Source organism: Odoribacter laneus YIT 12061, from assembly GCF_000243215.1.
In the GTDB taxonomy this organism is placed as follows: Bacteria; Bacteroidota; Bacteroidia; order Bacteroidales; family Marinifilaceae; genus Culturomica; species Culturomica lanea.
Window position 1 is genome coordinate 2,812,362 of record NZ_JH594596.1, and the last position, 24,282, is coordinate 2,836,643.

The following is a 24,282-nucleotide window of genomic DNA, read 5'->3' on the forward strand; positions in this document are numbered from 1 at the left end:
ACTTTTTCAAAATACTTTCCCGGCTTTATTCACTTTTCAGCGTTTCCACAGGATTGCGTACAGCGGCCCGCCAGGTTTGCCAAACGACCGTTAACATTCCAACTAAAAAAACAAAAACTCCGACACCGATATAAGTCCACACCGTCATGTGTTGCTGGTATACGAACTGTTTTATCCATTGTAAAGTAAAATATCCTCCTACAGGTAAAGCGATCAGAAAGGCTATTAAAATCCATTTCACAAAACGACTGCAAAGCACTTCCATAACCTGCATTTCAGTCGCCCCGCTTACTTTCCGGAGCGCGATCTCTTTCATCCGATTTTCTACGGAATACCAAGCCAGACCGAACAGTCCCAAACAAGTTAAAATCAAACTTATCCAAGAAAATACCAACACCAGACGGAACATCTTTTGTTGATCCCGGTGTAAATTCCGGAAAGCATCGGCTAAAGTTTCCCATTCAAACGGTTGTTCATCAGGTGCAATTTCTTTCCACAAAGCCATCATTTTGGCAATTGCTGCCGAACAGTTCTTCTCTGAAACCTTTACCACTGTTGTATAAGGATATTCCGAAGAAATCATTAAAGGCTCAATTGCCCTCGTTAAATCATCGAAAATATAATTGTGAACGACCCCGCATATGATATATTCTTGTCCACTAAATTCAAAACGACTTCCTACAGGATTTTTTATCTCCCACCTTTCGATCACTGCCTCATTGACCACGATATGATTTTTGGGAGAAGAGGCTGTATAGGGTGCTCCCTCTACAAATTGCAAATTAAATAAACGAAAATAATTCTCATCGGCATATACCAAGTTCATATTTTTCCCGTTAACATATATCATTCCATCTGTCATTGCCGATCCCCAGGCAATCTCTTCAATTTCGGGAATAGAAGAAAGCCGTTCGTGGAATACAGCTCCTAAATCTTCGTCCATCATTACGTCTGGATCAATTAGAATAATGTTTTCAGCTCCCAAACGATTATGGGCAATAAAATCCATCTGGCGCTGGACATTTACCGTAAAAATCAATAAAACAATGGAGATGGCAAATTGAGCCACCACCATTCCCGTTATCAAACGGGAACGTTTTCCATATTCTTGTTTTAAAATACGACTTAATTGTGATTCGCCTAATCGGGAAAAAATGTAGAGCGTAGGCAGAACAATTACTAAGGCTAACAAGCCCAGCAAAACCCAAGGAGTCGCTCCGGTAAAAAAATCAGAAAAAAGCAAACGGGCTTCAAACAACCCATTGAATTGAGGCAAAAACTGATAAATTAATATAAAAGCGACGCCCACGGCAAAGAGTACCTGCAAAGTTGTCTCAATCATCAGTTGTGTCTTCATCTGTCCCCTGGAAGCCCCAAATACCATTTGTTGTCCTGTATTTCTCAACCGCTGTAACGTACGGGTCATACTGATATTGATATAATTAAAACAAGCAATCAGCAAAACAGCTAAGGCGATACTCATTCCGATGTATAAAAATAAAGGGTTTCTATTCAAAATTAATCCCTCCAATTCCGCATCGGAAGCAAAATAAACATCATCCAACGGAACAAATATCATTTTACCGTCCGTATTGAAAGTAGAATCAGCCGCAATTTTATTTTCGATATCTTCGGCCTTTACCCCTTCGCTTAAGCCGATAAAAGTATAATACGACCCAACCCAGCCTTTTAAATTCGTAGCAATCTCAGCTTCCGGCAAGCCGGTTAATAAACTGTAATTGAAAAAATTTCTTTGGGAATCATCCAAGATGGCCGTTATAGTATAGACTTTTTCCCCCATCTTACTATAAGTCGTTCCATTGGATAAGCGTACCGTTTGACTGACATTTAAAACTAAAGATTCTCCTATAGCATTTTCTTTCCCAAACTGTTTTAAAGCAAAAGAACGGGTCACCGCTATTTCTCCGGGTCGTTTAAGTGTTTGCTCTAAATCGCCTTGTATCACTTTCGGTTGAAAAATACGGACAAAATCCGGCAGTACTTCATAATACCCCTTTATCTCCCGAGAATTACCCTTATCAACCACCTGAACGTTACAGTAATGAAAAACACAGTAATCTTCTATTTCCGGATACCGGTCTTTTAACTGTAAAGCCAAACTCCCTTCACTGCCTCCAAAAAGCTCCAATTCCGTATTTCCGTAGAAAACATTGGTCTCTTTTAACCCATACCAACGATCACTATTGGGTAAAGCATGCGCAATCCGGTATTCATTTCCAACAAAACCAGACATTAAAATGCTACATGTCAAACCCACAATCAAACTAAATACAGAAATGACAGTATAGACTTTATTTCGTGCCCAACTACGAAAAATCATTTTAAATTGGATCAGTTTCATAAGATAATCATTTATATTTTATTGCATTGTATTTCGTCTCTTCCCTTGGCTCTACAAACGTTTTTACCTAAAAAGTATTCGGTACCCCTTTTTCTATTGGGCTTTACAAACGTTTTATATTTCAAAATATATTATATAATACACAAAAAATATACCAAACAAAATAAACTATTAATAATCAAATATATACACCCAAATTATTTCAAATAAATGTCCAAAAAATAGACATTTTCTGTCTAAAAAATTAACAAGAAAAAAGCGTATTGCGTTCCTTTTTCGAAAAGAGGATACATTTGACTGAACACATTTAAGGCTATTGTATTACTTTTGCCCGAGGAAATTTTCTATATATGAAATTATTATTTTTATTGACAATCTTTTTTTGTAGCTACGGGCAATCTTTGGGAAAGGAAGATATCCTTCCGGAAAAATCATCCTCTTTTTCCACCCTACAGCATCTGACAGATCGCTTTGACCGAAAGACAGTGGCCCGAAGGATCTTACAAGAAGCCGACCGATACTACCCGGACTTAGCCCATCTTTCAGATTCTCTCCTCCTTATCGCTATTAAATATTATAAAAATCAAGAAAACTCCCCGGACCTGTCCCGGTTATATTATTACCTGGGAATTTGTTACGAAACAGAAAACAGATCCCCAGAAGCATTGAAAGCTTATCTCCAATCCGTGAATACACTATCGGCAGAAAGCGACGTATTTTTTAAACAAGATCTCGACAAACGCCTGCATATTTTACAGAACCAATTCGGCAAACAAGAGGTAGAAGATCTGCAATGGAAATATCGGTACCTTACCGCTCAAACTCAGGTTGACAGCCTTTCCCGCCAATTAAAAATATGGAAGACCAGCAGTATTTTACTTTTACTCGCTTTATGCATTATTTTCTTTTTATCCCGTTACCGGGCAAGTTGCCGAAAACGGGAATTATTCGAAAGCCAATTGTTTATAGAACGCCTGCAACGGGCTGAGGATGAATTAAAAGAAAAACTCGTCCAGAAATTAGATGAGAAAGACAATAAATTAAAGGATTTCTTTCAACACCGGGTAGAGATGATTAAAGAATTTGTAGCACTTTCCAGGAAATACAGTAATAATGTGGAAAAGCTGAAAGATAATTTCAAACGGATGGTTTCTACTGATTCCTTTTCTCCAACCGATTGGAATTTATTAAAAGAAGGGGTGAATATTATGGGATACGGAATCCTCGATTATTTGAAAACAACATTTCCCGATTTAACAGAAGAAAATCTGCGTTACTGTGCCCTTATATGCGCCGGGTTTGAAACAGATGAACTGGCTATACTGTGGGACATCAACAACGATTCTATCTACAAACGCCGTACCCGACTCCGGCAAAAATTAGGACTGGAAAAAAATCAGGATCTGAAACGATTTTTCGAAAACCAAATAGAACGCCTTCATCAAAATCGCTCCGAAAAATGATCCTTTTCCAACATCTGGAAGGGATGTCCGGTTCTTTATTTTTTAACTATCATATTTACAGACAACTAGCTAAAGGATGTCCCGATTGATTATGGAATGTCCTATAGGATCTGTACGCCTTTCTGCTTATTTTTATTTCGATTCAAACAGAACTTTTTTATAAGAAACCGGAAGTCGATAACAATGGACTTTCCTGATAAGCGCCAATTTAATCTATATGCTATTATAAATACGATGAAAAAATTACTTTACATTCTCCGGGAGATTTTCAAATTCAGAAATACCACTTTTACAAAAGTTATTTCTCTTACCATTGGTTTATTTGTAGGGGTAATGGCATTCAGTTATTGTACTTTTGAAATGAATTACGATAACTTTCACAAAGATGCGGAACATATTTTTCGTATAGGTACCCCGGAAGGTGATAATGGAAGCCGAGCACCTTTAATATCTGAACTCAAACAGGAAATGCCGGAAATAAAAGAAGTAACCTGTTTTAGTCGTCGACAAGTTTACACTTATCAAACCCCCAAACATACTTTTTATGTAAATACTATTTTTGCAGATACCTCCTTCTTCCGTATATTTTCATTTCAGGTCTTATCCGGTAATCCCCATACAGATCTGAATGATCCTCATAAAATATTCATTTCTCAAAAATGGGCCCGTATCTTGTTTGGAGAGGCCGAACCAAGGGGGCAGGAAATTTTATGCAAAGGAAAATTACTTACAGTAGCGGGTGTATTTCAAGACATCCCCCGGAATTCTCATCTGATGAATCTGACGATTATCCGGTCTATGGAAAGTTTGGGTAATAAAAGCTGGGAAGGTCCCCGTAGTTTTCAAAGCTACCTCCAATTAAAACCCCATACCGACCTAAAATCGGTAGAACAAAAAGTACAAGCGATCGCCAACCGTCATGAGAAAAACCCTACTTCTATTAACTATATTTTACAGCCTCTTCAAGAGCTTCATCTAAAATACGGATGGGGTTATTCTTATGTCATTATTGTAGGGGGATTGGGCTTTATCATTGTATTGGTCTCGGCTTTAAACTATATTTTAATTGCCATTTCCGATTTAGTACACAAAGCCAAGGAAATTGGAATCCATAAAGTTAATGGAGCCAGTACGACAGATGTATTTTATATGTTTCTGACAGAAACGATCTTACTTCTCCTCTTAGCCGGTTTGCTGAGTATAGGTTTTATCTGGGGCAACCGTTCCTTTTTCGAAAATATCATGTATATCAATTATGCAGACATATTTAATACGGAAGCAATCTTCACTATCTGTATTTTTATTTTGTTCCTCATTTTAGTTACGGGAGTAATCCCTGCACGTATATTCGCCATTGTACCTATATTACAGATTTTTCGCCAAGCTCATTCCAGGCATCACTACTGGAAATATGCCCTATTATGGTGTCAGTTCGCTTCTGCTTGTTTATTAATTACGCTGGTAATTATCTTTACCAGCCAATTTCGTACCTTGATGAACCGAGACCTCGGCTATAGTATGGAACGACTCTATTGTGCTGAAATATACTGCGGTGACCCTTACCCTACCATGGCTTCTGTAAAAGCGGAAATAAGCCGTCTTCCTTTTGTTTCCGGCATCACTTTTGTCGATATTCTTCCTTTATGGGTAGGGACAACGACCCTTTACGATGCCAATCAACAAGGCATTACTGAAAGCTGTGTCCTTTACACAGATAAAGATTTCTTTCCCGTTATGGGGATTCCTATCCTGGAAGGAGAAAATCCGGAAAACGCCTTATCTAAAGCAAACGGAGCTATTGTGAATGAGAAATTTATTGCTCATTTGAAAAATATCGGAAAAGGAAACGAAAACCTCTTTCTTTACAAAAAACCTTTACAAATCGAAAGTATATGTCGGGATTTCCAGGTACAATCCCTCTATGCCTCCCAACAACCCTTGGTCATCCAGAAATTAACAGAACCGGATACGGCTTCTCTAACTTCTGTTTTAATACGGCTTCAACAAAACAAACCAGAGGATATTACCCTTTTACAACATAAATTAAAAGAAACCTCTAAAAGACTTATTTCTTTTGAATTTTATAAATACAAACATCAAGCTTCCTACGAGGAAGAAGAGGATATGTGTCTTACCGTACAAATTTTTGCCTGTCTGGCTATCGTTATTGCGATATTAGGCTTAACCGGTTTTACAGGCGACGAAGTTGCCCGCAGGACCAAAGAGATAGCTATTCGCAAAGTAAACGGAGCCTCCTCCCTATCTATTACACTTCTCCTTTTACAAAATATTTGTTATCTGGCCCTTTTCTCTATTCCTTTTGCCCTTGCCGGAGCTTACTATTTCGGTAGTTTCTGGCTGGAAGATTTTGCCTATCGTATCCCCTTAAATTTATGGATTCTGGCAGGCGGTGCCTTTTTTACACTACTTATTATTTTAATTACCGTATTACTTAAAAGTCAGAAAGGCATCCGGGCCCGGCCAGCAAAAGCTTTAAAAAGTGAGTAATAATTGTTTACAAAATGATTATCCACCTACTCATTTTGTCTTAAAAACAATTTAAAAGCTTTTCTCAGTATGTTATATTATTTAATTACATTTGTCCAAAGAGATTCTTTGCTTTATCCAGAACAATAATTATATAGATTTCCCGAATTTTTGAACGAACGATACAAGATGAGTCATAAATTTTTCGATACTTCTTTTCTAAACACGGTAAAAAATTGGAATATCAAAGACTATTTCCGACAATTATCTATTGTCATCGTCGGTATTGTAATTACCTTCCTTGCCAGTGACGTCATCAGCTATCAAAGCAAACAAAAAGAAGTAGAAAAAATCACAGGCATGATAAAAGAAGAACTAAAAGATAATTTGAAGTCATTATATTTTCTCCAAAGTCGTTTGGAACTTGAGTTTAATCTCTATAATCTGATCCGCAAAAACCTGAATGATTTCAGTAATTTACCACAAGATTCCCTTCAAAAATACCAGTCTTTACCGGGAAACGATTACCGCCACCTGTTCAAAACTCAATCTTTTGATGTCTTTAAAAATTCAGGCTTAATTCCGCATATTAAAAATAAAGTTTTTCTGAATAAACTCTTTTCCTGCTACAATTCTTTACAGTTTTCTCAAGAATGGATAAATACGTATTACAATGATAAGACAAAAGCCACCCAGAAATGGCTATCTACACTCAGTATAAAAGAGGCACAACACTTATATAAAGAAGAAGCAGATTCAAGCATTGATCCTTCCCAATACTGGAAATTGATTTTAGCAAACGACAATACCCGTAATTTTTATATCAATGCTCTCGGTTATCTGGAAACTATCATAAACGAATGCCAAAAGACGGAAAAATTGCTACAAGAAACACTTCAAAATTTTGAATAATTACTCTCTTTCTTCCCTATAATAAGAGGAACATAGCTGTTCAGATACTCCTTCGTTCAAAGAGAAATAAGAAATCCTGAATTATTTATAAAGGGGAAGAAACCAATAATTTTTGTAAAATAGCTGTAAATAAACCAAATACTACTCTCTCTTTTCTGAAAAATAAAAAACTATTTTGCATCTTCACGCAGGAATTTTCCTTTTAATCGGTCTAATAAAGGAAGGGGGATTAAAACTTGTTTCTCCTGTTGGATCCTTTTTCCGGAAATAAATAAAATGTTTTACCCATTCAAAGGACAAGTGTGCCGGATAAATTGAATGAAAGGGGTGTGAATCACCCAGCCAACAGACCAACTATAAGGACGATTTGTGCCATTATATCCATGTGAATTAAATGTGTGAACCTTAGTATATTATTAATTATTTAAATCAAAAAAAGATGAAAGCTTTATTCATTGCTTTAGTGCTTGTATTTACAGTAAGCGTTGCTTCTGCTCAAAGTAACAAAACCACAAAAGACGGGAAAAAAGAATGTAAAAAAGAATGTGTGGTAAAAAAAGAATGCTGTAAAGAGAAGAAAGACGCCAAATGCTGCAAAGAAGGAAAGAAGGACGCTAAATGCTGTAAAGAGGGGCAAAAAGAAGGAAAGTGTTGCAAAGAAGGAAAAAAGGGAACCTGTGAAAACAGCGAAAAAAAATGCTGTAAAGACAAAAAATAAGCTCCAAATGCAGCGCTGTTTAAATTAAGTTATCCAAAAGTTTTGGAGAAGAGCGGAACGGCCTTCCAGTCTGATTTCCAAGATCGGACAGACTTTTGGTCAGCGACTTTATGGTTTTGATAAACGGGAATTTTCCTCTTATCAATCGGCATAACGCTAATTCGGTATATTCCCGGAATAATGAAGTTTAACCGAACGAGCTCCTTGTGAGTTCGTTCGGTTTTACATTTTTAAGGATTATCCCTGAAAATAAGATTTAACGACTGAAATAGAAGAAATCCCACAAATAAAAATCTAGATTTAATATATATACTCCTTCTCCGGTCGTTTGTGTTTTTCAGTCGTGCTTCACTCGCTTTTCTGTAAGCTCAAGCTCCGTTAAAACACCAAAACTTCCTCCTTTTAGACAGGCAAAGCCTGCCTAACGTCGGCGGACAAATGGTGTTTTTTTACACTCCGCTTTCGCACAGAAAGACGCTCCTTCCCGCAATGACTGAAAAACACAAACAACCTCCGATACCCGCCAAATCCTCCCCTCGTCGCTTCTTTAAATGTTTTCTCAAAATTCCTGTGTTTGAAGCCGGAGCCTTGTTTCGGGAAAGAGATATGACGGGAGAGAGCGTAATTTTGTCAGGAAGTCGTACCGTTAAAAAACGCAGGGTTGTCCGCCGACGTTAGGCACACGAAGTGTGACTAAAAGGAGGAAGCATCTGCGTTTTAGGGGAGACTGACTATACAAAATAGCGAACGGAGTCTCCAGCTCTTTCCCGAAACAAGGCGGAGGAATACCTAAGAAAAAATAAAGAAGCAAATCAAATCTACCTTTAATTTTTGAATCTTAAAGTCATTTGAGTAAGGAATGATGTATGAAAAAAATTTCAAACTTGATAACCCCTACCGTTTTTATACAAAACTCAGCTCTTAAGAAAAGTATTTTTTTATTTCAGTCAAAAAGTATTCAGGAAGAATCGGTTTTGTAATAAAGCCGTTACATCCGGCTTTTTTAGCTTCTTCTCTATCGGCATCAAAAGCATAAGCAGTTTGCATAATCACCGGAACTTGCGGATATCTTTTCCGAATTTCTTTTAAGGCTTCTATTCCGTTCATTTTCGGCATTTTAATATCCATCAAAATTAAATTCACCCTTTGCTCATTCATCGCTTCTACTGCTTCTTTCCCGTTTTTTACGTGAATCACTTCATAATCCTTATGCAAGAGCGTATAAATAAGCATATAATTACTTTCATTATCTTCTGCCACCAAAATAACCGGCCGGGTTGTAGCCGATAAGGAAACCTTCGGAGAAGAAATCGCAGATTCAGTATCGGTTTGCTTCTCTATTGATTTATCTTCTGGCTGTAAAGACAATACGACAGAAAAACGACTCCCTTTCCCCTCTTTAGATTCCAAACAAATCTGTCCCCCCAATTTTTCGACAATCCCTCTACAAATGGCTAGCCCTAAGCCTGTTCCCTGAGCAAACTCATCTTGTTTATAAAACCGTTCAAAAATCATTTTTTGCTCATGAGCCGGAATACCTTTCCCGGTATCTTCCACATAAATAGACACTTGTCTACTAGCCTCCTCCAACTTATAACCGATTAAAATATACCCCTTCTCTGTAAATTTCACAGCATTATTAATGAAATTTGAAATCACCTGACTTAACCGAAACCGATCGGTATACAGGGAAAAAGATTGCAAAGGAACCTCTTTTAATAGCTGTACTTTATCGTGTATCAGCATTTGGTGGGTATTATACCACTCTTCTACCAATTCTGTAAGATTACATTTCTCAAAAGTAAAAGCCATACTTCCCGACTCAATTCGGGAAATTTCCAGAATATCTTCTATTAATTTCAGCAATAATTCACAATTCCGATTAATTATTTTAATAAACTCCTGTCTTTCTTCGGAAGAATGAATATTATTATCTATCAACAAGTTTGAAAAACCGACAATTGCATTCAAAGGTGTACGTATCTCATGGCTCATGTTGGCCAAAAAGGATTGCTTAAGCTCAGCTTTTGCAGCCAAATCCCGCGCTTGAGTGAGTTCCTGTTCCCTGCTTTTATAATCTTGTATATTCAATAGCAAACCGATAATGGAAAAATTATGCCGTAAGGAATCGTTAACTCGGATATAACGAAACTCATACCAGATATAACCTGCTCCATTAAAATTACAACGACAATCAATAATAGCCTTTTCCATTAAACCCGCAAAGAGCTGTTTAAACTGGGCTACTGCCTGGGAACAATCGTCGGGGTGAGTAACCTCACAGAGTTGATCCAAAGTGAATAACCGAAAAGGGATATTCAGATTTTCAAAGAATTCTTTATCAAAAAAGAAAGATCCTACTGTCGGTTCATATTTCCAGGCATATATTTCATTTCCCTCTAATGCCAAAGACAAGAATTCCTTTTCTTTACGGAGATGTTCCCGGGCTTCTTTCTTCTGCCGGGCTTCTCTCAAATAAAGATAAGAAAGATAGGTTATGAGAGACACTATTAAAATAGTACCCAGTATACAACCAATCAGAATAAAAATACAATGCCGCTGATAAAAAGGCATATTTACAATTTCATAACGAGCCGGAACAATATCCGGAGAAAGAGACCAACGCTTTAATTCCTCCCAATCGACTACATACTTTTTCTTACTTTGAGAGATGGGAAGTTCCCTGACAGTTTTTCCCTTTAAAATCTGTGCTGCATACTTAACCGCTTCTTCTACTTGTATATCCAAGGTCGTAATATATCCCCCCAATACCCCCTGATGATAACCAAAGCACTCATTAATCACTGTAAAAGTAGGTATAGAAGCCATTTGGCCTATACGAATAGAAGTAAAATCATACTTTGTTTGAACAAAAGCCGAATATTTCGACATTCCACTAATCGCCCACAATACTCCGCTTCCTTTATTATCCCGTAAATTGGTAAAGAAAAACTGGGTAGAATCGGGGCGCACTATACTTTGTCCCGGTTTTTTAGGAATTACATCAGAAAGTATAGGCCGGTTGACAGTTGTCGAATCAATCAAATAACCGTATAATAACTCCGACAAACTCATATCTTTTTTTTCCAACTGTCTTGCCAGTTCCAATGTCACCTGTCTCCCCAAAAAAGTGTTATCGTAAAAAAAACGGATACGGGTTTTTCCTAACAATTCTTCCACCATATTTACGGTCTTCAAATAATCCGGCCGATCCCAATATCCAGTAACATTATTAAATTTTTTCAACAAATTCCAATTTGGGAAATTAACTCCGGAAAAGACAACAGGCGTATAAGTTACCAAAGGATGTCCACAAGCCAAAGTGGAATAAGTTGCCTGATCTTCATTCACCAAAATTAAATCAGGCTGCCAGGCACTCACAGCATCTAAATAATTGTATATCCTTTGCTTCTCCGGTTCTTCTAAATATTGTTCACAATCCAAATAAAAAATCCGGAGATCCACTTTTACACCTTCTTTCCGGAAATTTTCCAGGATCAGCCGGTTATAGTCCGGATAAACCACATAATCCGAATCGTAAGAATGAACGACTAAAACACGGAATTTTTTTTCTCCATTTGCCTGACCACTAAATGGAAATAAAAAGATAAACCCTAACAGGCTAATAAAACGAACTAAGAACAGAAAATATTTCATCTGTCGGCACTGGGATTGTCAATTTCCTCTGACTGTATAAATATTTACAAATGTAATAATTCCCAGGAAAAAAACAGGAAAAAGCTATTTATTCTTCCTTCTAACTTACAATTAAAAAGCAACACGTTGCTTTTTATCAGTCTGAGTATTTATTCTGTTTTTAAAGTGTCCACCGGATTTGCTGTAGCAGCTTTCCAACTTTGCCAACAAATCATCAATCCTGCGATAAGAAAAGCAATCATCCCCGACGTCGCAAAAATCCACCAATCCAAAGAAGTTCGGTAAATAAAATCGGACAACCAGCGATTCATCACATAATACCCCACAGGACAAGCGATAAAAAAGGCCAGCACAATCCACTTTATAAAATTGTTCATTAGCATCTGCAATATTTCCTGTACGGTAGCTCCATTTACCCGGCGAATTCCGATCTCTTTTATTCGCTGCTGAATAAAATAAGTCGCCATAGCCAATATCCCCATGGCTGAAAGAAGGATAGCCAACAGACACAAATTCCCAATCATACTGGAAATCCGATCGACCCGATCGTACCAATGTGCAATGGTATCATTCAAAAATCCCGCTTCAAAAGGCACACCTTCACTTAATTTTTTATATACAGTTTCAATCTCATGAAAAGTAACATATTGATCATTTCCCTGTAGTTGTACCAGCATACTCCAAGGGGTTTCCTGCGCTTGCATCGGATAAATCATAAGCGGTTCCAATTGTTGGGTCAGATCCCGGATATGGAAATCCCCCACAATCCCGCATACCGATTGCAAGCGGTCGTTTATTTTAAATTCTAAAGGTAATTTTCCTAACCCCAACTGCCTGACAGCCTCTTCATTCAACCAAGCACTCTGATATTTTAAAACCGTCCGGGAAGATTTACCGTTACTATAGGTAAACTCCGTGTATTCTCCTCCTTCCTGATTCGTATTTCCGGTCGGTACCGTCTTTAATCCAAATACACGGAAAAAAGAAGTATCTACTTTAAAAGTCTGAAAACTCAACCTCCTCCCTTCGCAGTCAAAGGTATAATTATTTCCTCCGTCTATGGGATCTCCGCATGCAAAAACGACCTCTTTTACCCCTGCCAATTTCATCACCTCATTCCGCAAAGTTTCTTTTTTACCAGCATCCAATACATAAGAAAAACGGGCAATATGGTCGCGATTAAACCCCATATCGAAATGTTGTAGAAAATGCGTTTGTTTCACTAAAACAATTGTACAAATCGTCAACACAATAGCCACTGTAAACTGAAAAGAAATCAAAACTTTACTGTATATTCCTTTTGTCCTTTTCCGAAAAACCCCTTTCATTACGGCCATGGCATTGAAGCGAGTAATCACCCAAGCCGGCACTACTCCGGAAATAAAACCGACCATACCAATCAACAGCAAGGCATAAAAAAGCATCCAAGGCGAAAAAGCAGAAGCTACTTCGATATGAGTATCCATTAACTGATTGAATACCGGTTCCAATAATACACTAAAACCACAGGCTATCAAAAAAGCAATACAACTCAATAAAAGGGATTCATTTATAAACTGGGAAAAAAGCATTCTTCTAGAACTTCCCAACAGCTTCTTGACAGAAATCTCTTTCGCCCGCATCCCTCCCTGCGCAATTGATAAATTGATATAGTTGATAATCGCCAACAAAAGAACAACCGTCACGATAGCAGCCATCACAAGCACTAACGATTTACTATTGTGTTTACCCCATCCTCCTCCGTAAGCACTGAAATAGATCTGTTCCAAAGGTTCTATTACGACTTTTTGAGGAGCATCTTCCCGTTGATACTGAGAAACATTTTTCTGAAAACTTTCCAGCATATCCTTTTCCCGGACTTTTAAATCTGTTCCCGGCTTCGCCATCAGATAAAGACTGAAAGTGGCGATGCCCATCTGCTCCAGAATATCTCCATTTTTCCATCCCCAATAATCCGATAAACCGGCAATATTGACGGCTGCATCAAAATGCTGAAAATGTGTGTTTTCCGGTATATCTTTCATCACCCCTGTAACCGGAACAGCGATGCCTGCAATTTTTATCTCTTTTCCCAAGGGCGACTCATTCCCAAATAGCTTCCTAGCCAGGGATTGTGTAATAACCATACTGTACTTCTCCTGCATTACCTCCTCAGGACTTCCTTCGATTAAAGGAAAAGTAAACATTTTGAAAAAAGTAGGATGCACATAAGCATAAGTATAACGGACTTTTTCCGTAGGAGAAACCGGAGTAATTCCTTCTTTATTCAACATAAACAGAGAATAACATTCGATTTCCGGAAATTGCTGCTGCAATATACTGGCCATGGGTCCCGAATACCCGTAATCTTTTTCATTTATCACCCGATAAATACGGTCCTTATTCTCCTGAAAAGAGTCCACAGCTAATTCCTGACGGACATATACACTCAGCAATATAACAAAAGTTAAAGCTGTTGCAAATCCTAGAACAACAACCAAAGAATATAATTTATTCCGGGAAAAATTACGGATAAAAAGTTTTAAACCTGTCCCTCGCATAACTTTTTTATTCAAATGGAATGTTTAGATTTTACAATTTATTTCTGAATGACAATCCTTAAAATCTCTTTTCATTCAAGCTGTAAAATCGTTTAAAATACCTATTATTCATTTTGCAAAGCTTTTACAGGATTCTCAGAAGCAGCTTTCACACTTTGCCACCCCACGATCAGAGCGGCTATAAAAAAAGCCATACATCCTGCACCTAAGAACAACCATAAACCCAAATTCGTTCGGTAAGCAAAATCTTGCAGCCAGCGATTCATAATATAACAAGATAAGGGACAGGCCAATACAAAAGCCAGTAAAATCCATTTCATAAAGCTACCCACCAGCATATAAAGAATCTCATTTATCGTAGCTCCATTTACCCGACGTACTCCGATTTCCTTAATACGTTGTTGTATAAAATAAGTGGCCATTGCCAAAATCCCCATCATGCACAACACAATAGCCAGCAATGAAAAATAACCGACTAAACGAGCTGTATGGGCTTCCGATTCATACCATTCATTGAGCGTCTGGTCCATAAATCCGGAATCAAACGGTTTCTGATCGATAAAATGGCTGTAAGTTTTCTTGATATTTTCAAAAGTCCCGGCCGGATTTTCTGAAGAAATTTTTACTAAAATAGTCCAAAATCCCTGATCCGGTTGGATAGGAGCAATGATCAACGGTTCTATTTCGTTTGTCAGATCATCGATATGAAAATCTTTTACAATTCCCAAGACGGGACATTTCTGATCATAATACATAAATTCCTGGGGCATCCCTTGGGCTTCGATTGCTTTGACTGCCGTTTCGTTCAACCATACGCCGTCTTTATCATAAGCAGCACCGCTAGAGATAACTTGCAAATCCAACATATTAAAAAAATTGGAATCAACTTCAAATCGCTGAAAACTAATCTGTTTTCCAGTACCTGCATAATCGGTCATCGTCTGATTATTCCCACCATCAATAGGAGTTCCCCGTACAAAAGATACAAACTGCACGCCCGGAATTTGTTCAAATTCGCTTTGTAAAGCTTCTTTTTGCCCAATACTTATTTTATTATCCAGCCATATAATATTTTCTTTGTTGTATCCTACTTTGTAATTCCGCATAAAATCCGTCTGTTTCCAGATGACCAGCGTACAAATAATCAGTGTAATCGCCACACAATACTGAAAAGAAATCAACACTTTACTGTAAACTCCTTTCGTCTTTTTCCGGAAAGCCCCTTTGACGACGGCTACCGGATTAAAATTACTAATAATAAAAGCCGGAATTATTCCCGCTATCACACCGATAATTCCCACTCCCAACAAAGTAAAAAGTACCGTCGTAAATGTAATATGCTGACTTAATTCGATATGAGTCTTCAACAAATTGTTAAACCAAGGAGTTACAGAAACGACCCAAATACAAGCTAAAATAAAAGCTACATAACAAAGGCTCACCGATTCCGTGACAAATTGCCGAAATAAAGCTCTGTTATTACTGCCCAGTAATTTTTTTATGGCCGATTCTTTGGCTCTGAAACCAACCCGGGCTACCGAAAGATTATTGTAATTGATCAAGGCCAAAATTAAGATGACACCGACAATAGCCATCATCATAGAAACAAACATACGACTATTGCGTTGTATTCCATAGGTCGCTTTCGAACTCCAATATACTTCTTTCAGAGGTTCTAAAAAAAGCTGTTTCCGGTAATTGTCCCCGTACATCCAGAAATCTTTTTTCAGGAATTCCACAATAAGGGGTATTTTAGAAGTAAGTTCCGCGCCTGGCTTTGTCATCAGGTAAGTAGCAAAGGCAGCACTATTATTGTTTCCAATCCAGTTATCGTTCAGGCAATTAAAATTGAACAAAGCATCACAAGCCTTAAACTGCGTATTTTTTGGGAAATCGTCAACTACCCCGACAATTAACCAGTCCGCATTTTCATTATAATTCAAGTTTTTCCCTAAAGCCGACTCCTCTCCAAACATTTTCCGCGCAAAAGAACGACTGATCACAACCTCATATTTGGCTTGAAAATTCCGCCCTTCTATGATTGGAAAAGAAAACATATCCAAAAAAGCTGTATCCACGAATAAAGTAAACATAAGCTGCTTATTTCCATCCGCCGTAGTGACATAGCCGGAGCGACTTTCATATATCCTGGTATAAGCTTCTATTTCCGGAAAAGCATCTTGCATATGTTGAGCTACTAATGCCCCCCAGTTCGCTCCATCCTCCCCTTCCATCCGGACAATGCGGTCTTTGTTCACGTGGAAATCATCTACGGACAATTCCTGGCGAATGTAAATACTCAATAAAATTACAAACGTCAGGGAGACAGCAAAACCGATGATCGTTATTATGGAATACAACTTATTCCGGATCAAACTTCTGACAAATACTTTCAAGTCCAAAAAATTCATAACTCAACTGATTAAATTTATTCTCCAGCATAAAATTTCTGCTCTTACTAACAGGTAACAGGATTATTTACCAATTTGTAAACAGAGGAACAACTTTCATACCAAAAAGACAAAACAGTAGTAAACAGCAATTTAAATAGTAAGAAACCATTTTTATCTGTACAAATATTTTACATTTGTGTCTAATTTTTTTACCTATAAAAAATCCTCCGGTGAAAGATTCTTTTACTCTGTTTTTAAGGCTTTCACTGGATTTACGGTAGCTGCTTTCCAAGTTTGATAGCTTACCGTCAACAGGGCAACCAAACTGACAATCAAACCAACAATTGCGAATATCCACCAACTGATCTCTGTACGAACCCTGAAATTTTCCAACCAACGGGAAATAAAAATATAAGCGATCGGGCAAGCTACCGCAAAAGCGATCAACACCCAAATCAAAAAATCGCGGTTCAGAACCAATAAAATTTCTCCCACCGTCGCTCCATTCACTTTGCGAACTCCAATTTCTTTGACACGTCTTTGTGTCGAATAAAAAGCCATAGCAAACAAACCGACAATACTGATTAATAAGATCACAAACATCGCTGATGATAGTATTTTACCGGCATTAGTTTCAGCTTTATATAAATTTTCATAGGCCTGATCTAAGAAACCATATTGGAAAGGTACATGGGGTACCAATTCTTTCCATTTCGCTTCTATCGTACGAATCGCTATTTGGGGGTCTCCTTTTATTTTAACCAGATAAGGCACTCCATTATCTCCCCATCTTTTATCCAATTTTAAATAAACCTGAGGATCCACACCCTGATGAAAAGATTTGGTCTGAGCATTTTTTACGACTCCTTTTATGGGATAATAATATCCGTAAATCAATAAATTTTCTCCTACCGGATGTTCCATACCCAATAATTGGGCTGCCCGCTCGTTTATCAGGCAATAATGAAGAGAATCGTGCACTTCCCGGAAGGGATTTTCTCCTTTCACCACCTTCATCCCCATGAGATCGAAATAATTGTAATCGACCCGGCACACTTCCATCAGATATTTATCTTCCACATCCTCTTTGCCAACCGTCCAACCTTGTCGCCAGTCCGTAGGTAAACTATTTTTCCGTGCCACATCTGCTATAGCCGGACATTGTAATAAATCATGACGTACCGCTTCATATCGCTTTGCAAATTCATCTCGTCCCTCTATATATAATACATTTTCTTTATCAAATCCCAAATCCGTCTTAATCATAAAATGTACCTGTTTATTAATAAAGAAAATAGAGATCAGAAAGACAACTGAAGCTGTAAACTGAGCCACAATTAGTCCTTTTTGTAAAAAAGAGAGATTCTTCCCTTTAAATTGACCTCGCATGGTTTCTACAATTCCAAATTTTGTCATATAAACCGCCGGGAAAAAACCGGCTACAAACACAGTAAACAGAGTTAGTCCGACAATAAATATATACAATAAAGGAGATTGGAAATCAATAGAAATATTGCTATTAGCCATTTCGTTAAAAAACGGTATTCCTATATAGGCTAAAACAAGTCCCACGACAACAGCTATCAAAACATAATAAAAAGTCTCCGTAAAAAATTCCCCCATCAATGAACTTTTCTCCGCTCCATGCGTTTTTTTCACCCCTATCGCCTTGGCTCTTAGAAAAGAAGTGGAGATAAACAGATTAATAAAATTGATACAAGCAATTAATAATACAACCAAAGCTGTAAGTAAAAAAATCGTTACCAGAGATTTACTTCCCTTGACAATACTTCCTGCATCACTTTCTGAAGAAAAATGAATTTCTTTTAAAGGTTCCAGATAAACCGAGCTTTTGCGATCCCGAAAAGAAATCATACGGTCGGTCAACAATTGGGTTAACCCACTTTGTAAATCCGAAAAATTCGTAGTCGGTTCTATTTGGAAATAGGTAATATAAATATCGGAACCTCCCCAGATGTCCCCTGCATACCAGCCAAATAAAGGAGCGATAATATCTCCCTGCAAATGAGAATTAGCAGGCATATCATACATAATCCCTGTGACTTTAAAATTCTGTCCCCCATAACGAAGCGTTTTTCCTATCGGATCTTCTCCCGGAAAATATTTAGAAGCAGCCGATTCAGAAAGGACAATATTATCCGGTGCTTCAAAAACAGTAGCAGCATCTCCTACTTTCAAAGGGAAAGTGAAAAAAGTAAAAAAATTTGGATCTGTCACTAATAATTTATTTTCATTGTATAAAATATTATCGATCCAGATCTCACCATCTGTCCAGGCAACAACCCGGCACATCTTTTTGATTTCAGGGAATTTGTCCTGTGCTTCTTCTCCAAAAGGCTTAAAAGTGGAACCGAAACAAGTGGCTTCATTATTTTTAAATGTATGGATCGTCAGACGATAAATCCGATCCCCCTCCTGATGGAAATTATCAAAGTTCAATTCATTCATCCCCCACAATCCAATCAGTAAAGCGACAGCTATACTAATCCCCAAACAACCAATACTCAATATACCAACGGTTTTTTGTTGCTTTAGATTCCGTATAAAAAATTTTAAACTATTCCGTTTCATAAGACTTTATTTTATTCCTTCTAAACTTCCCTTTTCTTATTCACTTTTCAACACTTTTACCGGATTCACATTAGCCGCTTTCCATGTCTGGAAACTAACAGTCAACAACGTCACTAAAAACGTAATGACGCCCACTACAGCAAATATCCACCAGCTCAAAGAGGTCCTTTCTACAAAACCTTCCAGCCAACTCGAGACAAATATATAAGCCAGCGGACAGGCTATTAAAAAAGAAATTCCTACCCAAACAAAGAAATCGCAGTTTAGAATGAATAATAACTCCCATACCGAAGCTCCGTTTACCTTTCTCACACCCACTTCTTTCAACCGGCGTTGGGTGGTATAATAAGCGATTGCAAACAGCCCTGCCACACTAATGATCAGTGTAATGACCATAGCTACCCCCAATATCTGCCCGGCATTGGTTTCCGCCTTATACAAACGGGCATATCTATTATCCAAAAAGTAATAATCAAAAGGAGTACCCGGATTCAAGTCGTTCCACTCATTCTGAATCAGACGGATGGCTTCCTGCGGATCGCCCTGTATCTTAAAAAGGACTGTCGGAGTTCCTATCCTACTCTGAAAGGTAAAATAAATTTGGGGATCAACTCCTTGATGAAGGGACTTCGTCTGAGCATCCTTTACGACTCCTCTGACAATGAAATACTGATCGTCGGTATAGAGTTTTTCTCCAACAGGTTCGGTAAAACCTAACATTCGGGCAGCCGTTTCATTTATAATACAATAATGCAGAGAATCTCCCGTCTCTTCTTTGAATTCCTGCCCGGCAGCCATTTTCATACCCATCATATCAAAATAATTAGGTTTGATCTGACAGAATTCCATCAAGTATTCCTGATCATCACCCGGTTTTTTGACTGAATTTCCCCGGCACCAACCGGCTGGATCAATATCTTTCAAAGTCACCTCCCGAATCGCCGGCGAATTCTTCATCTCATTCCGGAAAGCTTCATAGTTTTTCATAAATCCACCCCTATCGTATACATATAAAACATTCTCTTTATCAAATCCCAGGTCTTTATGAATCATATAATTCACCTGTTTATTAATAAAAAAAACGGAAATTAAAATGACAATAGAAGCCGTAAACTGTAAAACGACCAGACTTTTCTGTAAAAAAGAAAGATTTCTTCCTTTAAACTGGCCTTTCAAAGTCGCTACAGCATTGAATTTGGTCATATACAAGGCTGGAAAGGTAGCTGCTGTCAACATGACAAACAGTGCGACCCCTATCAGGAAAACATACAACCAAGGATTCGTAAAATCAATAGACAAATGATAATCTGCCAAACGATTGAACAAAGGTAACCCCAAACGAGCCAAAATCACTCCTATCCCCAATGCCACCAACACATAATAAAACGTTTCTTTGTAAAATTCACGGATCAGCATTCCCTTATCCGCTCCGTGTGTTTTTTTCACTCCGATGGATTTAGCTCTTAAAAAAGAAGTAGAGATGAAAAGATTGATAAAATTGATACAAGCGATTAATAAAATGACAAAAGCCGTCAATAAAAAAACCATAACCAAACTTTTATTCCCATGTACTATATTATCAAACTTAAAGGAATTATTGAAATGAATGTCGGATAAAGGCTGTAATTTATAAGAAAAACCCAGTTGATCCCATTGAGAATGAGACTGGCGGATCAATTCCGTCATTCCCTCTTCAAGTCCCGGGACGAACGCAGGATTTCCGATTTTGAAATAAGTCAGGAAACAATCGGACGAACCGTAACCTAAATATTCATCTTTTGCCCAATATCCTAAAAAAGGACAAACAATATGTGCCTTTAAATGGGAGTTTTCAGGCATATTTTTCATCACTGCTGTAACAGTATAGATTTTATCTTCATTATAATTCTCATCTTTGATTTTTATCGTCTTTCCGATAGGGTTTTCCCCGGGGAAATAACGATTTGCCGAATATTCATCAATCACTACTCCATCGGGAGCCGAAAGACAAGTACGCGGATCCCCCGTCCGTAAAGCAAAAGTGAAAAAAGTAAAGAAATTGGAATCTACTAGAAAAATATCGTTGCCGGGATATAATATATCATCAATTTTTATTTCTAGTTGTTGTGGAGTAATCCGGCACATTTCTATAATCTCCGGGAATTTCGCCGCTGCATCTGCCCCTAAAATCTTATAGGTCGATCCGACAGAAGTAGGCGTATTATTCAGCATCAATGACCCATAAACCCGATAAATTTTATCCCCGTCCTTTTGAAATTTGTCAAAACTATATTCATTCGCCGCCCACAAACCGATGAGTATGACAACTGCAATAGCGACAGCTAAACTCCCAATACTCAAAATACCCACGGTCTTCTGCTTCATAAAATTTCGCCAGAAAACTTTTAAACTATTTATATTCATATTCTTTTATTTATAAAATTTCCGAATTTTCCCTATTATTTTCAAATAATATGCCAAAAACATAAAATACTTATAATTAGACATATATACATGATTCCTTTTGACAGAGTGTCTAAAAAATGGACAAAGCTGTTAAATAATTATACACCCGGAACGGGTAGGGGTAAGGCGCGTAATCTATTGCTTCAGGTAAGGGTACTTTATATCCGCCCAATAGGACATAAGGACAGGGGTAAAATCCCTGATCCTTATCTATTTATCAAACGACAGTTCTGCTAATCAAAAGCCTGAAAGCGCTTAGCGATCAGGCTTGAAATACCGTCAATCTCCCCAAAATCCTTTCAGCACAGTTTTGTTTAAAACTCTGGACGTAGACATTTTATTCACTCTTTAATGCTTTTACCGGATTTTCCGTAGCAGCTTTCCAACTTTGCCAACTTACGGTAAACAAAGCAATGAGTAAGGTAATCACTCCCGCCAACAAGAATATCCACCAATGAAGAGGAGTTTTATAACTAAACCCTTCCAACCAACGACTCATAATATACCAAGCTACAGGGCAGGCAATACTAAAGGAAAGGAGTAACAAACGGAAAAAATTCCGGTTCAGCAATAACATAATCTGACTTTCAGTAGCTCCGTTCACTTTGCGGACACCGATTTCTTTTCGTTTATACTGAGCATTGAATATGACTAAGCCGTATACTCCCACCAAGGCCAGCACAATAGCAATTCCCCCCATTAAAGAAATGACCTGCATCAGGCGTTTTTCTCCCTCATAGCTTTGTTGTAAAGATTGATCCAGAAATTCAAATTCAAACATACCGGAAGGGGATAAACGTTCGTAAACCGCCTTTATTTTATCCATTGTAACCGGCAAATTCCCTCCGGCCACTTTCAGAAACATATAATCATACCGTAAACTATCCCGGCAAATAATAGCCAAGGGACCCACAGCTTTTCTCAACGACATATAATGAACATCATGAGCCACCCCGATAAAACGGCCTTCAAATATCATGTCGGGAAGATTCCGGCCAAAATAACGTTCCAAAACCGGTTGCTTTTTCACTGCCGTCTCATTTAGGATGATTTGTTCTTCCGCTAAATCAGACTGCGAAAAATGATCTCCCCTTATCAAATTTATTCCGAAAAAATTCATGAAATTTTTATAGACATACCACTTGTCTAATTGTACGGCCTCCCCATCAATTTCTGTTCCTGCACTCGACATCAGATCCTCGCCGGGCACATAATCGGAAAAAGTATAATCCATCACGCCGGGCACGGATGTCATCTCAGAAATCAAAGCTTCCTGATTGGTTTTCAAATCTTTATCCAGTTTTAACCACCCTATATTCTCCGTCCGAAATCCCAGAGAATAATTCTGCATATAACGATATTGGGCGCCCATTAATAAAGTACAGGTAATCAAAACAATGGAGATGATAAATTGAAAAGCCATCAAACTATTTCTCAAACGAATCCCTTTGGGGGTCATTACAAAACTTCCTCTCAGGACCATGGCCGGTTCGAAAGAAGTAATGTAAAAGGCAGGATATAAACCGGCGAAAATACCTAAAAATACAGACAGTATGCCTATTCCCCCTATTATATCCCAATGATTAGCCGGAGCCAACGACATAGAAAACAAATTTGCAAACCCGGAAAGAGCAAAGAGCTGTAACAACACAATAGACACTAAAAAGGCGATTACGGTATAAGTAACCGCTTCTCCGACCAATTTCAGCCGTAAAACAAAAGCAGTAGCTCCTAAAACCTTTTGTGTATTTATACTTTTCATCCGGGTAGGAGCTAACGACATTGAAAAGTTTACAAAATTGATACCCGCAATTAAGATGATGAGTAGTCCAATAGCCACCATTACCGCAACATTCCGGCGATCTCCTTTATCGGCAGTATCATAAATTACGGTATTATCATAAAATATACCGGTCAATGGAGAGATACGCAGATAAGATTTTCCTTCTTTCTCTACCTGTTCTTTTTTGTGTAAATATTCAAAAATCTGGTCCAAAGGATCAATTTTTAAAGCATTTACCTGCTGTTGTAATATATTTCGATCGGAAGTAGTCGTCTTTACATAAATTTGCACGTCCCAGGCTCCCCAGTTTTCCTGTTCCACAAAACGAGTATAACAACTGTTATTAAAAACGGAATTTTCCGGCATGTCTTTATATACAGCAGCGATGGTCAAATCCCTCCCTTCGCCACTACAAAATATTTGTTTTCCTATCGCCGGTTGTTTCCCGAACCATTTACGGGCTACACTTTCCGGAATCATCAACATATTGGGTTCTGTCAGAGCCTGCTTGGCATCTCCTTCCAAAACGTCAACTCCCACGGTCTCAATAAATGCTGCTGTCGTATTTGCAAATAATTCTTTGAATTTATCCGACGAACCATCCGTTTTTTTCTTGAAAAATACTTCTTTACGGTCATTTGTCATGATAAAATAATTTTCGACCAAAGGGATTTGATCTTTTAAAATAGCCCCTATCGGAGTAGGTCCAGAAGCACAGTACTGCAAAGACATCGGGAAAAGCAATTCTACTCGAAAAATTTTATCTGCATCAGGACGAAAACGATCATATCCATTTTGAAATACCAACTGTATAGCAATCACAGCAAATGCTGTAAAGGCAACCGATAAGCCGATTACATTCAATACTCCCGCCATTTTAAAACGGCTGAAATTGACCAAAAACTCTCTGACGATTTTCATATCCTCTGT

The 24,282-nt window shown here is 38.0% G+C and carries 11 protein-coding genes; 4 read left to right on the forward strand and 7 right to left on the reverse strand.

Going from position 1 to position 24,282, the window contains the following annotated elements; genetic code table 11:
* Positions 1–25: 25 nt before the first annotated feature.
* The gene (locus HMPREF9449_RS11675; RefSeq protein WP_009137470.1) at positions 26–2,362 is read right to left on the reverse strand and encodes an ABC transporter permease; all 2,337 of its coding nucleotides are present in this window, start codon (positions 2,360–2,362) and stop codon (positions 26–28) included.
* A 350-nt stretch (positions 2,363–2,712) separates the two neighbouring features.
* Here HMPREF9449_RS11675 and HMPREF9449_RS11680 point away from each other — a divergent pair, with 350 nt between their 5' ends.
* The 4 genes from HMPREF9449_RS11680 (at position 2,713) to HMPREF9449_RS11695 (ending at position 7,942) form a co-directional block, all read left to right on the forward strand.
* A complete protein-coding gene (locus tag HMPREF9449_RS11680) occupies positions 2,713–3,825 on the forward strand; it encodes a hypothetical protein (protein WP_009137471.1) in 1,113 nt (370 codons plus the stop codon).
* A gap of 234 nt (positions 3,826–4,059) precedes the next feature.
* Positions 4,060–6,333 (forward strand): ABC transporter permease, encoded by a 2,274-nt coding sequence (locus HMPREF9449_RS11685; protein WP_009137472.1) that lies wholly within the window; start codon positions 4,060–4,062, stop codon positions 6,331–6,333.
* Between the two features lie 168 nt (positions 6,334–6,501).
* Complete coding sequence (locus HMPREF9449_RS11690; RefSeq protein WP_009137473.1) at positions 6,502–7,224, forward strand: hypothetical protein; 723 nt, start codon at positions 6,502–6,504, stop codon at positions 7,222–7,224.
* 439 nt (positions 7,225–7,663) lie between these two features.
* A complete protein-coding gene (locus tag HMPREF9449_RS11695; protein WP_009137474.1) occupies positions 7,664–7,942 on the forward strand; it encodes a hypothetical protein in 279 nt (92 codons plus the stop codon).
* Positions 7,943–8,863: 921 nt separating this feature from the next.
* Here the strand turns inward: HMPREF9449_RS11695 and HMPREF9449_RS11705 are convergent.
* The 6 genes from HMPREF9449_RS11705 to HMPREF9449_RS11735 form a co-directional block, all read right to left on the reverse strand.
* Positions 8,864–11,599 carry a hybrid sensor histidine kinase/response regulator gene (locus HMPREF9449_RS11705; protein ID WP_009137475.1) on the reverse strand — a complete coding sequence of 912 codons (2,736 nt, stop codon included), beginning with the start codon at positions 11,597–11,599 and terminating at the stop codon, positions 8,864–8,866.
* A 149-nt stretch (positions 11,600–11,748) separates the two neighbouring features.
* On the reverse strand, positions 11,749–14,139 hold the full coding sequence (locus tag HMPREF9449_RS11710; protein WP_009137476.1) for an ABC transporter permease: 2,391 nt from the start codon (positions 14,137–14,139) through the stop codon (positions 11,749–11,751).
* 104 nt (positions 14,140–14,243) lie between these two features.
* Complete coding sequence (locus HMPREF9449_RS11715; RefSeq protein WP_009137477.1) at positions 14,244–16,550, reverse strand: ABC transporter permease; 2,307 nt, start codon at positions 16,548–16,550, stop codon at positions 14,244–14,246.
* Positions 16,551–16,775: 225 nt separating this feature from the next.
* Positions 16,776–19,124, reverse strand: a complete 2,349-nt coding sequence (locus HMPREF9449_RS11720) for an ABC transporter permease (protein WP_009137478.1) — start codon at positions 19,122–19,124, stop codon at positions 16,776–16,778.
* Between the two features lie 36 nt (positions 19,125–19,160).
* The gene (locus HMPREF9449_RS11725) at positions 19,161–21,527 is read right to left on the reverse strand and encodes an ABC transporter permease (RefSeq protein ID WP_009137479.1); all 2,367 of its coding nucleotides are present in this window, start codon (positions 21,525–21,527) and stop codon (positions 19,161–19,163) included.
* A 379-nt stretch (positions 21,528–21,906) separates the two neighbouring features.
* Complete coding sequence (locus HMPREF9449_RS11735) at positions 21,907–24,273, reverse strand: ABC transporter permease (protein ID WP_009137481.1); 2,367 nt, start codon at positions 24,271–24,273, stop codon at positions 21,907–21,909.
* Positions 24,274–24,282 lie beyond the last annotated feature (9 nt).

Coding starts and splice junctions, on each gene's coding strand:
- HMPREF9449_RS11675 (WP_009137470.1), bottom strand. CDS start 2,362: ATGAAACTGATCCAATTTAAAATGATTTTTCGTAGTTGGGCACGAAAT.
- HMPREF9449_RS11680 (WP_009137471.1), top strand. CDS start 2,713: ATGAAATTATTATTTTTATTGACAATCTTTTTTTGTAGCTACGGGCAA.
- HMPREF9449_RS11685 (WP_009137472.1), top strand. CDS start 4,060: ATGAAAAAATTACTTTACATTCTCCGGGAGATTTTCAAATTCAGAAAT.
- HMPREF9449_RS11690 (WP_009137473.1), top strand. CDS start 6,502: ATGAGTCATAAATTTTTCGATACTTCTTTTCTAAACACGGTAAAAAAT.
- HMPREF9449_RS11695 (WP_009137474.1), top strand. CDS start 7,664: ATGAAAGCTTTATTCATTGCTTTAGTGCTTGTATTTACAGTAAGCGTT.
- HMPREF9449_RS11705 (WP_009137475.1), bottom strand. CDS start 11,599: ATGAAATATTTTCTGTTCTTAGTTCGTTTTATTAGCCTGTTAGGGTTT.
- HMPREF9449_RS11710 (WP_009137476.1), bottom strand. CDS start 14,139: ATGCGAGGGACAGGTTTAAAACTTTTTATCCGTAATTTTTCCCGGAAT.
- HMPREF9449_RS11715 (WP_009137477.1), bottom strand. CDS start 16,550: ATGAATTTTTTGGACTTGAAAGTATTTGTCAGAAGTTTGATCCGGAAT.
- HMPREF9449_RS11720 (WP_009137478.1), bottom strand. CDS start 19,124: ATGAAACGGAATAGTTTAAAATTTTTTATACGGAATCTAAAGCAACAA.
- HMPREF9449_RS11725 (WP_009137479.1), bottom strand. CDS start 21,527: ATGAATATAAATAGTTTAAAAGTTTTCTGGCGAAATTTTATGAAGCAG.
- HMPREF9449_RS11735 (WP_009137481.1), bottom strand. CDS start 24,273: ATGAAAATCGTCAGAGAGTTTTTGGTCAATTTCAGCCGTTTTAAAATG.